The organism is Rhizobium sp. NXC24, assembly GCF_002944315.1.
Classification (GTDB): domain Bacteria; phylum Pseudomonadota; class Alphaproteobacteria; order Rhizobiales; family Rhizobiaceae; genus Rhizobium.
Genome location: NZ_CP024311.1, coordinates 2,706,035 through 2,718,504 on the forward strand (window position 1 = coordinate 2,706,035; position 12,470 = coordinate 2,718,504).

Consider the following 12,470-nt stretch of genomic DNA (forward strand, 5'->3'; position numbering starts at 1 on the left):
GCGCAAATGGGACTGGTCAGGACAGCGTTTATTTCCGTTGGCTTCTGCTTCGCGCTCGCCGCCTGCAACACGACGGATGCCCTGACCCCGCCCGAAAGCATCGGCGATGCCGGCTCCAGCCCCGTCACCCAACGCGACGTCGAGCGCATGGCTTCCGCGCCGCAACGCCAGCAGAATTATGAGACCGCGCAGGACAGCTACAGCTACCAGCGGCAGGGCTATCAGCAGCAGGGATATCAGTCGCAAAACTATGGCGGTGGTGGCTCGCTCGACGATCAGGCGGCCGCGCTAAGAAGTGGCGGTCGCAATCCCTATGCCTCCCGCCCGCTCGACGGCTCGCGGACCGCCTCCATCCAGTCACAGGATTCGCAGGCTTCGGACGCAGACGAGCAGCGCGAGGCCGATCGCCGCCTCTCCGACGATCCACAACCGCAGCCGCAGCGGCAACAAGCGGCTGAAGACCCGCAGGATGATCAGCAGCAGCCTGAACAACAGCAACAACAGCAAGCCTCCCTTCCCCCTGCCGTAGCCACGGATAGAAACAGCGTCCGCTTCCTGCCGATCATTGGCGCGCCGGTTCAGGCCGTAACACCACTGTCGCGTCAACTCGGGGCCGAGGCCCGCGCGCTCGGCCTGACGATCAAGAGCTCCAGCGATTCCAGTGCCAGCTATATCCTGAAGGGCTATCTATCCGCCTTCGAGGACGGACCGCAGATTTCCGTCACCTATGTCTGGGATGTTCTCGACAACAGCGGCGCCCGCCTGCACCGAATCCAGGGATCGGAAAGTGCGCCACTGAAACGCGGTGATCCGTGGGCCGCCATCCCGCCCTCCGTCATGCAAAAAATCGCCACGGAAACCATGTCGGATTTCAATTCCTGGCGCGACTCCCGCGGTGGATAGCCACAAGCTTTTCAGAAATATGAAAGCTATTGCGCTGTAGCCCCTTGCATTCGAGAGCGAGGCGGTTAAAAGCGCGGCTATCAGGTTGGTAACAGGCGGGCCACAATGAAGGTTTTCGCAGGCAATTCGAACCGGCATCTCGCCGAAGCGATCTGCAATTATCTCAACGTTCCCTTGGGCAAGGCCAGCGTCCGGCGTTTCGCGGACCAGGAAATCTTCGTTGAAATCCAGGAAAACGTGCGCGGCGAGGATGTTTTCGTCGTCCAGCCTACCTCGTTTCCGACAAACGATCATCTGATGGAACTGCTGATCATGATCGATGCGATGCGCCGCTCGTCGGCGCGGCGCATCACGGCCGTTCTTCCCTATTTCGGCTATGCCCGCCAGGATCGTCGCGCCTCCGGGCGCACGCCGATCTCGGCCAAGTTGGTGGCAAATCTGATCACCGAGTCTGGCGCAGACCGCGTTCTCACGCTCGATCTCCATGCCGGCCAGATCCAGGGTTTCTTCGATATACCCACAGACAATCTCTATGCACTGCCGATCCTGACGCGCGATATCAAGGCGAACTATGATATCGGCAACGTCATGGTCGTCTCCCCCGACGTCGGTGGTGTCGTGCGCGCCCGTGCACTCGCTAAACGTCTCGACTGTCTGCTGGCGATCGTGGACAAGCGCCGTGATCGCCCAGGTGAGTCCGAAGTGATGAACATCATCGGCGACGTGGAAGGAAAAGACTGCCTGCTGATCGACGATATCGTCGATTCCGGCGGCACGCTCTGCAATGCGGCCGATGCCCTGCTCGCACGCGGAGCGGCAAGCGTCACCGCCTATATCACCCATGGTGTCCTCTCCGGCGGCGCCGTCACCCGCATCACCTCGTCGAAACTGCGCGAGCTTGTCATCACCGACTCGATCCAGCCGACGACGGCCGTTCTCTCGGCCCACAATATCCGCGTGGTCTCCACGGCGGGCCTCATCGGCGAAGCGATCAATCGCACCAGCCAGGAAGAATCGGTTTCGAGCCTGTTCGACTAGCGCATCCCGCTTTCAGGTGGAATCACCTTGGGGCGGATAGGATGCTCTGGATTCAAAAGACTAGAGCGACCTTTGTGCGCTCAAATGAACGCACGCCGGTCTAAGGCCGGCCGGCTCTTCTCATGCGGGTTTCGCATCGACCGGATGGCTTTGCCTCCAGACAAGCAGCCCTATGCCAACAAGCCCGGCGACAAAGACAGCCGCACCGGCGCCCATGATCGATGGGCCGATGCCGAACCAGGCAAATAGGCTGGGCGACATGAGATAGGCCAGGAAAAGACCGAGGAAGATCGCGCACATCAGCAAGCGGTAGGCCTGCGCCAGGCGATGGGGTTCGCTGCGCGTCTGCATCAGGTGCAGCATGGCAAGATTCTCGAAGGGGCCGTTGATGGCAGCGAGGCATGCGACGACCATGAGCCATAGACGATCATGCATCAGCGGCAGCAGGAACACACCGGCGCCAAAAATCAGCTTTGCCGCGATGATCCAAACGACCGGTCTGCGCGGCTTTATGTTGCTGAGGATGAGATTGGTCGTCACGTTGCCGACGCCGTAGGCCGTCATCATCAGGCTGTAATCAGTCAAGGGATCGGCGCTGGTCTCGCGCAGATGCAGGATCATTCCGAGCAGAATGCCCATCGCCCAGGCGATATTGCCCATCAGGTTCGTGAACAGGCCATAGAGTATGGCGGCATGGCCGCGCGCCATCCGCCACCCGCCCAAGACGCCGTCGATGACCGCCGCCGCCCCCGAGAATTCGCGCCGCCGCGGCGCCGCCGGTAATTTGGCGACGGCCATCCAAACGGCGAAAGCCGAAAGCAGGAAGGTCGCCGCCGTCACCGTGAAGAACTGCGATTTCGGCAGAAAACCATTGACCAACGCAATCATGCTGGGTCCGAGGATCCGGGCCATGCGCCTCGTCGCGTCGAACAATCCGTTGGTCGCATGACGAATATCCGGATCGACCGCGATGGTCGGAAGCGTTGCCTGCAACGACGGATCGAAGGCGGAGGTCAGCAAGGCAATGCATCCGGCGAGCACCATTAACAACGGCAGGCTCATGAAATGCATGAGACCGGCAACGGACAGCACCAACAAGAGAACCGCACGCAGGACGTCGGCCGAGATCATCGTCGTGCTGTGCCGCCAGCGATCCGTCAGAATGCCACCAAACAGGCTGCCGAAGAGAAGCGCGCCTGACTGCAAGGCAGAAACATAACCCGCGTCACGACCGATGAAATCCGCCGCAATCCAGACGATGGCAACCATGTAGAACTCGGAGCCGGTTGCCGCCAACACCTGACCGGCCCACAGAAGCGAAATCGAGCGTTGGGCCAGCGGCTTTAAGACAAACATGGTCGCATTCTGAAATTCGGGCGGCTTATTTGATGACTTGTCCGTTGATCGTCACGGACTCGTCTTCGGCGATGTTGACCTCCCAACGCGAGCGACCGTCGGGATCGGTCTTTGCAAACCCCTTGGCCATCATCAGACCGAAGGACAATTGATTGAGGTCCGGTTCCGTCTTCGCGGCGTCTTGAACGGCAGAAATGGTCTTGTCGAGATCGCGGGCAAGCACCGTCATCTTCAAGGCGACACGGTCCTTTTCGTTCAACCAACCGCGCATGCTGCCGGAAGCCTCAATGTCGTAAAGGCCCGAAGCCGCGCTGATTTTCGGAAAATTGATCGTCATCGTTCCGTCCGGGAACATGGCCTGCTGCAACTTTTCATCCACGGAGGGCGTGCCCTCGGGATTGCTGAAATCGGCCTGCTGCAGGACATCCAACAGGGCGGTAAAATTCAGGTTGGGAAGTTGCATCTGCAGTTCGGCGGCATCGGGAATGAAGGCGATATAGTCCTCAGGCACCAGGCCGGAGGCCAGGGTCAGCTTTTCGGCACGCATGCCGAAATCGGCATTCACTGCGTTGGCCGGCCCGGCCATCTTGAATGAGTAACCCACCTGCTGCAGCCCGCCATTGCCGAGCGGAGTCGTCACGGAAATATCCTTGGCGGAGACCGACTCTTCGAACGAGTCGGCAATCGGCATCGCGTTCCGCAGCAATGCCTTGAGCGCCGCGCTTTCGCTGTCGGACAGGGTTTTTGTGTCCTTGTGGTCGGAGACGAAGCGCAAAATCTCGTTCAGCGCCTTCAGCGGCAGCTTGGTCGCACTGGCCTTGAAATCGATCGCTCCGATTTTGAATTCGCCAAGCGTCGCAGAATCGGAAGAAACCTTGTCTTGGAAGGATTGCAGGCCTCCGATCATCTGGAGGTCGAGCTTATCCGGCTCGCCGCTGCTGGATGACGAGAGCGCGTAGTTGATACCATCGATCGTGATATCGTTTTTCTCCACACCATTGTCAGTCATCTTGGTGGCGAGCGTGATGCCGTTGCCTTTCACGTCCATCGAGCGAACATAGTGGATAGCAGGGTCGAAGACGCCCGTGAAACTGGACGATGCCACCCCATAACGGAATTCTGCATCCGGGCTGCTGCCCGGCTTCGAACGCGCCGTCACGTCGATCGCATTGTTCCCCTCGATGTTCCACAGGCCGCTGTCCAGCGGTGTCGCAAGGGCGATCAACGGCTTCAGCCCGGTAATGTCGAAACCGGTGACGTTCAATTTGTCGAAGAATTTCTGCAGGTCATAGGTGATTTCATAGTGACCGCTCGTCGGCGTCACAGCAATAAAGCCGCTCTTAACGAGATCGTCGGGCAGGAAATGCGTCAGGTTGCCGAGCAGGTCCTTTGCTCCCTGCTCATTGACGTCGGCTGCCTGCGAGGCGCCGGCCAGACCAACGGCGAAAACTGCCGCAGCGGCAACTGTTTTAAAACGCATAATTCACCCCCGTGATGCTAGGAAAAACAATTTGAAAGCGGGAAAACCCTAAACGTGATTCTCAATTGAATGATGACGCTGCCCGCCCCCCGGCTTGCAAGCTGGACGTGGCCTCAGGGAGCCTTCATCACCTGCCCGTTCACCGTGACGGTCCGATTTTCATCCATCGTGACGTCCCAGCGCAGACGGCCATCCGGATCGGTCTTGGCAAAGCCCTTGGCGGCCAGCAGGCTGAAGGAAACGCTGTTTAGTTGCGGGTCCGTCTTTGCAGCATTTTGAATGGCGGCAACGGTCCCGTCGAAATTGCGTGCAAGAATGGTCGCCTGCAGCGAATAGCTTGCATGGTGCTTCGTGGAACCCTTCAACGCGCCGGAAACCTCAACGTCATAAACACTGGAAGTCGCGCTGATCCTCGGGAATTCGAGGGTCCCATAGCCGCTCGGGAACATGGTGCGCTTCAATGCTTCGCCCGAGATCGGCGTGGCGCGTTCCGCCACGGCTTCCAGAACCGTGTCGACGAGACCATCGAAGTTGATGTTGGGAATTCCGAGCTGCACATCGACCGTCTCGGGCAGGAAAGCCGCATAAGCTGGCGGAATAAGATCGGCGTCCGGCGTGAAATGTTCCGCCCGCACACCGAAATTGATGTTGGAGGCCTTTGTCAGACCATCCATCTTGAAACTATAGTCTAAGCTCTTAACGCCGACCTTCCCTTTATCGGTCGCAAACAGCGCATTGTTCAGCGTCACCGTCTCATTCAGCGAGCCGAATACCGGCAAGGCGCGGCGCACCAGTTCCTCGAACTTCTTGCTGCCGCTCTCCGATAACTGTTTCGCCTTGATGTGCTGGACGAAGAAGCGAATGAGCTCACGCAACTCCTTCACCGGCAAGCTCGTCGCGGTCACTTTGACGTCGATGCTGTCAGCGCTGAGGTTAACGGATGGCGCGCCGGGTGCAGCAGTTTGTTCGCTGAAATGCTGCAGCATACCCTGCGATTGCAGGTCCACTTTGCCGGCCTCGGTACTGTCGGTCACCGCATGGGTGAAGGATGCGCTCTCGATGGTGGCATCCACCTTACGTCCGGCATCTTTGCCGCTGCCGATACTGGAGAACTTGGCGCCGCTGCTCTTCACCTGCATCGAGCGCATCATCTCGATCGCCGGATCGAAAATGCCTTCGACGGAGCTGGATGCGACCGAATAGGTGAGGTCGGACGCAGGCGAATGAACCGAGATATCAACGCTGTTGTCGCCCTTCAGATGCCATCTGCCCTGATCGAGCGACTGCGCGAACAGCGAGAGCGGCTTCAAGCCGGTGACGGAAAACGCGCTGGAATTGACCTTGTCGAAGAATTTCGCGAGATCGTAGGTAATCTCGTATTGATCGCCGGCCGGTTTGACCGCGACAAAACCGCTGCGGGCGAGATCGCGCGAGAGCGAATGCGTCAGGATATTGCGCAGCTCCTTCGCGCCCTGCTCATTGACGTCGGCCGCCTGCGAAACGGCCGCGAGACCGATGGAAAAAACTGCGGCGGCGGCGATAGCCTTGGGGCGCATAACCCGACCTTTCCCTTTGACGCTGATCGATTGGATTCGACTGTTGAAGAGGCCGAGGGTATATGTCAAGCCATTGATAGAAATAGCATCGTCGGCTCTTTATCATGAGTTGCAATGTCATCACAGATGCGCTTTCTCCAGAGATGCTTGCACCGCCGGCCTCTTTGTATTATACGCCACGCGTCCGCGTAGACACCCTTGGAGGCAACGCGGATGAGGCAGGGCTCGCCCTCCTCCAGTTCACCCGATTCCGATGAACGGATGAACTCTCCAAATAACCTCGAAAGGAATAGCCATGAGCCAGGAAAGCTACGAGCTCAAGGCCGAGGCGCGCGAACGGGTTGGTAAGGGGTCCGCCCGTGAACTTCGCCGCAACGGTTTCATTCCCGCTGTCATCTATGGTGACAAGCAGGCCCCCATTTCGATCGCTCTCAACACCAATGAGGTGACGAAGCGCATTCATGCCGGTGGTTTCCTCACCACGATCGCGACGATCGACGTCGACGGCAAGAAGATCAAGGTTCTGCCGAAGGACTACCAGCTCGATCCGGTCCGCGACTTCACGATCCACGTCGATTTCCTGCGCGTCTCCGGCAACACCCAGGTGACCGTTGAAATCCCGGTTCACTTCGAAAACCACGAAAAGTCCCCGGGCCTCAAGGCTGGCGGCGTGCTGAACATCGTTCGCCACGAAGTCGAAGTCCACTGCCCGGCCGATGCGATCCCGGAATTCTTCACTGTTGATCTGTCCGGTCACAAGGCTGGTGCCAGCATCCACATCTCGGATATCACCCTGCCGAAGAATGTATCCCCGGTCATCACCGACCGCGACTTCACGATCGCAACGATCGCCGCTCCGGCTGCCGGTCTTGCCGACGAAGAAGAAGGCGGCGAAGAAGAAGCCAACGCTTAATCGGCCTCTTTATCGCGACACATTCAGACCCGCCTCCCCTTCAGGGGACGGCGGGTTTTTCATGTATAGATTCTAATAAAAGAAATAAGAAATCTAATAATTTTTGAAATCAATACTCTATTTAAATCCATTAACCCCGCGGTTTCAGCAACATTTAACAAATTCGTGAAAGTTTACGCGAAAGAGTTGTAGAGAAAGGCCCAGCCCTAAGATCAGCCGGTCTACGACTGGGGAGCAAGCGGAACTATGAGCCATTCCGTCGAGAACAGGTTTTTCGCGATCGTCTGCGGCGCGCTGCTGGTTTTCGTCGCGCCGCTCTTCGTGTTGTTCCTTTTCCTTTCGTCCGAACGCGCCGAAAAGGAAATCAAAGACCATATTTCCGTCCTGCTCGTCGCCAATGCCCAGGCGCTGGCCAAGCCACTATGGGACCTCGATGAAGACAGCGTGACCCAGATCAGCGCGACGACGGTCGCCGAGGGCGCGGTCGTCAAGGTCAATGTCCGCGACGTCTCCGGCCAGCTCGATGTTACCCAATCCACCATCCCGAGGTCCTACAAGGGCCTCTTGGAATCCATCGCCCGCCCGATCATCTACAACGGCGTGGACGGCGCGAAAAATCTCGGCACCATCACCGTCTACTACCCAGCTCTCGGTCTCTTCGACGGCTTGAAGAACGAGGAGATCGTTTTCATCTCGATCTTCATCTTCGCCGTCCTGACCGTCTTCGGCGCCGCCCTCATCGGCAACCGCATCTTCATCATCCAGCCGCTGATGCGGCTGACCCACGCGGTCGAGGCGACCCGGCGACTCGGCTCGCGCCATCACGTAGATTGGCAGTCTAACGACGAGATGGGACGCCTCGCCCGCAGCTTCAACGACATGCAGAGCAAGCTGGAGCGCGAAGAAACCGAACTGAAGCTTGCCCACCGCCGCGCCACCGACACCTACAATCTGACGCCGGCCATGCTGTTTTCGCTCGACGATGACGATTGCATTGCCGCCGTCAGCGATTATTGGCTCGCCGCCACAGGCTATGGTCGGGCCGATGTGCTGGGACGTAAATTTGCGAGCCTGGTCCTGCCGGAATCGCGCGAGGAATACACCGAACGCAAGAGCAGCCGTCTCGACAGCGCTGCCCGTCTCGACGTCACGGTGAAGTTCCAGTGCCGGGATGACCGGGTCATGGACGTGCTGATCCTCGAAACGACGGCCATCCAGGATGGCCTTACGCTTTCGGTCATGACCGACGTCACCGACCTCAAGCAGTCCGAAGACCGCAACCTGCGCCAGGCAATCACCGACCATCTGACCGGCCTTTTGAACCGTCAAGGTTTCGAGACGGCACTCGATGCGAAGATCAACGAGGCGGATCTGCGCAAGCGCGAGCTCGCCTGCCTCTTCGTCGATCTCGACCGCTTCAAATGGATCAACGACAACATGGGCCATGCCGCCGGTGACGCGGCGCTGCGCGAACTGGTTTCGCGCATGCAGGCACGATTGACCCCAGGCGACATCGCCGCCCGTCTCGGCGGCGATGAATTCGCCATCCTGCTGCTTGCCGAAGATGCCGAGAAAAGAGCATTCGATATGGCGGCCCGCATCGCCGAAGTCTTCGAGACGCCTTTCGGCGGCGATGCCCGCCTCAGCGCCAGCATCGGGATTGCCATCTACCCACGCCAGGCCGCCAACGCCGCAGAACTGCTGTTGAAATCCGATATAGCAATGTATGCCAAAAAGCGCGACGGCAAGAACGGCGCGCAGATCTTCGATAACAGCATGCTGGACGATTCCCGCCGCCGGGCTGAGCTGGAGAGCCATATCGAAAGTGGCCTGAGCGACGACTGGTTCGAAGCGCACCTGCAGCCGATCGTCAATATCGATGACCGCTCCATCGCTGGCTTCGAGGCGCTGATGCGGCTGCATCATCCGCAGAAGGGTATCCTGCCGCCGGCCCGGATCATCGACGTTGCCGAGGAGACCGGCTCGATCATACGCATCGGCAACCGCATCATGGAAAAGGCAATTTCCCACTTCGCCCGTCTCTCACGCCTCGACGGCATGCAGAATACCTACCTCGCCATCAATTTCTCGCCGCTGCAATTCGAGTCTGGCCTGCCGATGCGCATCGCGGCCCTGCTCTCCCGCCACGATATCCGCCCGGAACGTATCGTCGTCGAAATCACCGAAGCCGTGCTGATGGACGACAATCCGGAGACACGCACGGTCATCAACGAGATCTGCCGTTATGGCTGCCGCATCGCTCTCGACGACTTCGGCACTGGCTACTCGTCGCTGAGCTATATCAACCGCTTCCCGGTCGACATCATCAAGATTGACCAATCCTTCGTCCGCGCAATCAACGATACTGCCTCCGATGTCAGCCTTAAGAGCCGCATGCTGGTCGAAAGCATCACGACGTTGTCGCACAAGATGAACTGCACCGTTATTGCGGAAGGCATCGAGACCGAGGAAGAGTGCGCAACCCTGCGCGCCATGGGGCTCGACTATGGCCAGGGCTACCTGTTCCACCGGCCGCAGCATCCGAACGATCTCATGAAGGCGCTTGCGGGACCGCAGGCTGACTACCTCACCCCCGTAGCGCAAGCATCATAGAGAAAGAGGAACTACATGCGAAAACTGCTTCTTCTGGTATTTTTCAGCCTGTCCTCTCTCAGCCTTCATCACACGGCTAAAGCCGCAACCGTCAATTTTACCACCGAGGAATATCCGCCTTTCAACTATCGCGAAGGCAAGACTCCCATGGGCGCGGCCGTCGAGCAGGTGGAGAAGATTATGACCGACATCGGCGTCGACTATTCGATCGATGTGTTGCCCTGGGCGCGCGCCTACAATCAGGCACTGACCGTACCGATGACCTGCGTTTTTGTCACCGCTCACAATGACGCGCGCGACAAGCTGTTCAAATGGGTTCAACCGTTGCTGATCGATCGCAATGTTCTGATCAAGCATACCGGGTCCCCCGTAACCGCCGACACGCTCGACGAAGCTCGGAACTATCTCGTCGGCACATGGCGGGGCGATTATACCGAGACTGTGTTGCGGCAAGCCAACTTTCCGCGGATCGATGTCGGCGCCGATTTCCGGGCGACGCTGAAAAAGCTGATGAGTGACCGTATCGACCTCATGCCGATCTCGGTCCTCTATTTTGACAAGCTGAAAAAGGAAGGCGATGCCGTCGAACAGGTCACCGTCCTCTCCGAACAGGCGATGGGCATCGCCTGCCAGAAGGATTTCCCGGACGATATTCTGAAGAAGATGCAGGCTGCGCTCGACAAGCTGATCGCCGGCGGAACGCAGAAGCAGATATTCCTGAAGTACGGCCTGAACCTCGGCAACTGACGAGGTTGCCGCCTTGACTTTGCCGCTAATTCCCTGTGGTGAAGGGCATCAGCATTTTCCAAGGGGTGAAGCGCAATGCTTCTTATCGCGGGTCTCGGCAATCCCGGCGCCAAATATCAAGGCAATCGTCACAATATCGGCTTCATGGCCGTGGACGCGATCCACCGCCGCCACAGCTTTTCGCCCTGGTCGAAAAAATTCAGGGCTGAGATTTCGGAAGGCGAGCTCGGCGGCCAGAAAGTTCTGCTGATCAAGCCGCAGACCTTCATGAACCTTTCCGGCGAATCCGTCGGCGAGGCCATGCGCTTCTACAAGCTGGAGCCTTCCGACCTAGTGGCGATCTATGACGAACTCGATCTGCCGGCCGGCAAGGCGCGGCTGAAGACCGGCGGCGGCCATGGCGGCCATAACGGCATCAAATCGATCGATGCCCATTGCGGCCGGGAATACCGGCGGCTGCGTCTCGGCATCGGTCATCCCGGCATCAAGGAGCTGGTGCACAATCATGTGCTCGGCGATTTCGCCAAGGCGGACCGGAGCTGGCTGGAACCTCTATTCGACGCGCTCGCCGACAATGCCGACATGCTCGTGCGCGGCGAAGATTCGCAGCTTATGAACAAGATCGCTCTTGCCCTCGGCGGTAAGGCGGAAGAAGAGACGCCGAAGCCGGAAAAGAAGGCCGTGGCCAAATCGCACATCCATCAGGCCCGCAGTCACAACCAGCCACGAATGCCTGAGAGCGGCCCGATGGCCGAGATGCTGAAGAGAATGTTCGGCAAGAAGGACGATTGAAATGGCTGAGGCAGCGGGAGACGGGGCCGCGGGTATTGTCATCCGCCCGGCCACAGCCGGCGACCTGCCGCCGCTGCTAGCTCTCTACCGCCATCTCAACCACGACGATCCCGATATGGATTCCGGATTTGCGGAGGATCGGTTCGCCGCGATCTCTGCCCATCCGGGCATGACAATTTTCGTCGGCTTCGAAGGCGAACTCGCCATTTCCTCGGTCACCCTGGTCGTTATCCCCAACCTGACGCGTAGCGGCGCTTCCTATGCGCTGATCGAAAACGTCGTCACCCATGCCGATCACCGCCAACGCGGCCATGCTCGGGCGTTGATCGAAACGGCGGTCGCGACGGCCTGGGAGAAGAATTGCTATAAGGTAATGTTGCTCACGGGCTCCAAGGATCCGGCGACGCTGCGCTTCTACGCCAATTGCGGCTTTTCACAGGACAAGACAGGCTTCCAGATCCGGCGTTCTGCCGCCGGCTGATATATCGCCGCCCGCGCCTATTCTTCCGGTTCGGTGGTGAACATCAATGGGAAGCCGGCGCTTTTCGCCAGATCGATCGCTTCCTGCGCCTTTGTCTCAGCAATATCCCTGGCGCAGACCATGACGACGCAGGTGCCAAGCTTATGCGCGGTCATCATGACGCGATAGCCGGTCTCCTCGCTCATACGGAACACGGCCTTCAGCACCATGATGACGAATTCACGCGGGGTGTAGTCGTCATTGACGAGAATGATCTTATAAAGCTTCGGCCGATCGAGCTTCGGCTTCGTCTTAGTCTTGGGTTTTAGGATGACATCATTGTCACTCATCGGGCTCACCGTTGATGACAGGGAAAAGAAATTTGTGGCTGATGGGCAATTTATACTGCACCGCAACCAAGCATTCAAGGAAAACAACGTTTTCGGAAGGGCGGTCAGATCAATCGACCGTGAACAGCAGCTTCGCTCACCGCCCGCAACATCATGACTCCATCACAATCGCTGGATTCCTCCGACCATCCTTCTCTACAGAAAAACGGCGCATCCGCCGTGCAAGGCTTGACCCGCAACGGCCCTTCGCCCATACGCACAG

The 12,470-nt window shown here is 58.6% G+C and carries 11 protein-coding genes; 7 read left to right on the top strand and 4 right to left on the bottom strand.

The window, feature by feature from the left end:
* Positions 1 to 6 precede the first annotated feature (6 nt).
* Both NXC24_RS13370 and NXC24_RS13375 read left to right on the top strand, forming a co-directional pair.
* Positions 7 to 903, top strand: a complete 897-nt coding sequence (locus tag NXC24_RS13370; RefSeq protein ID WP_104823735.1) for a hypothetical protein — start codon at positions 7 to 9, stop codon at positions 901 to 903.
* A 105-nt stretch (positions 904 to 1,008) separates the two neighbouring features.
* On the top strand, positions 1,009 to 1,941 hold the full coding sequence (locus tag NXC24_RS13375; protein ID WP_104823736.1) for a ribose-phosphate pyrophosphokinase: 933 nt from the start codon (positions 1,009 to 1,011) through the stop codon (positions 1,939 to 1,941).
* 120 nt (positions 1,942 to 2,061) lie between these two features.
* On the opposite strand, the gene NXC24_RS13380 is transcribed toward NXC24_RS13375, so the two are convergent.
* The 3 genes from NXC24_RS13380 to NXC24_RS13390 form a co-directional block, all read right to left on the bottom strand.
* Positions 2,062 to 3,297, bottom strand: coding sequence for an MFS transporter (locus tag NXC24_RS13380; protein ID WP_104823737.1), 1,236 nt, complete (start codon positions 3,295 to 3,297; stop codon positions 2,062 to 2,064).
* 25 nt (positions 3,298 to 3,322) lie between these two features.
* Positions 3,323 to 4,777 (bottom strand): hypothetical protein, encoded by a 1,455-nt coding sequence (locus NXC24_RS13385; protein WP_104823738.1) that lies wholly within the window; start codon positions 4,775 to 4,777, stop codon positions 3,323 to 3,325.
* A 113-nt stretch (positions 4,778 to 4,890) separates the two neighbouring features.
* A complete protein-coding gene (locus tag NXC24_RS13390) occupies positions 4,891 to 6,333 on the bottom strand; it encodes a hypothetical protein (RefSeq protein ID WP_104823739.1) in 1,443 nt (480 codons plus the stop codon).
* A gap of 295 nt (positions 6,334 to 6,628) precedes the next feature.
* On the opposite strand from NXC24_RS13390, the gene NXC24_RS13395 reads away from it, so the two are divergent.
* The 5 genes from NXC24_RS13395 to NXC24_RS13415 all read left to right on the top strand — a co-directional run bounded on the left by NXC24_RS13395 (position 6,629) and on the right by NXC24_RS13415 (position 11,879).
* The gene (locus NXC24_RS13395; RefSeq protein ID WP_104823740.1) at positions 6,629 to 7,246 is read left to right on the top strand and encodes a 50S ribosomal protein L25/general stress protein Ctc; all 618 of its coding nucleotides are present in this window, start codon (positions 6,629 to 6,631) and stop codon (positions 7,244 to 7,246) included.
* 246 nt (positions 7,247 to 7,492) lie between these two features.
* Complete coding sequence (locus NXC24_RS13400; RefSeq protein WP_104823741.1) at positions 7,493 to 9,859, top strand: EAL domain-containing protein; 2,367 nt, start codon at positions 7,493 to 7,495, stop codon at positions 9,857 to 9,859.
* Positions 9,860 to 9,874: 15 nt separating this feature from the next.
* Positions 9,875 to 10,606 carry an ABC transporter substrate-binding protein gene (locus NXC24_RS13405; protein ID WP_104823742.1) on the top strand — a complete coding sequence of 244 codons (732 nt, stop codon included), beginning with the start codon at positions 9,875 to 9,877 and terminating at the stop codon, positions 10,604 to 10,606.
* Positions 10,607 to 10,681: 75 nt separating this feature from the next.
* On the top strand, positions 10,682 to 11,398 hold the full coding sequence (gene pth, locus NXC24_RS13410; protein ID WP_104823743.1) for an aminoacyl-tRNA hydrolase: 717 nt from the start codon (positions 10,682 to 10,684) through the stop codon (positions 11,396 to 11,398).
* A gap of 1 nt (position 11,399) precedes the next feature.
* The gene (locus tag NXC24_RS13415) at positions 11,400 to 11,879 is read left to right on the top strand and encodes a GNAT family N-acetyltransferase (protein WP_104823744.1); all 480 of its coding nucleotides are present in this window, start codon (positions 11,400 to 11,402) and stop codon (positions 11,877 to 11,879) included.
* 17 nt (positions 11,880 to 11,896) lie between these two features.
* On the opposite strand, the gene clpS is transcribed toward NXC24_RS13415, so the two are convergent.
* The gene (gene clpS, locus NXC24_RS13420; protein ID WP_104823745.1) at positions 11,897 to 12,208 is read right to left on the bottom strand and encodes an ATP-dependent Clp protease adapter ClpS; all 312 of its coding nucleotides are present in this window, start codon (positions 12,206 to 12,208) and stop codon (positions 11,897 to 11,899) included.
* Positions 12,209 to 12,470 lie beyond the last annotated feature (262 nt).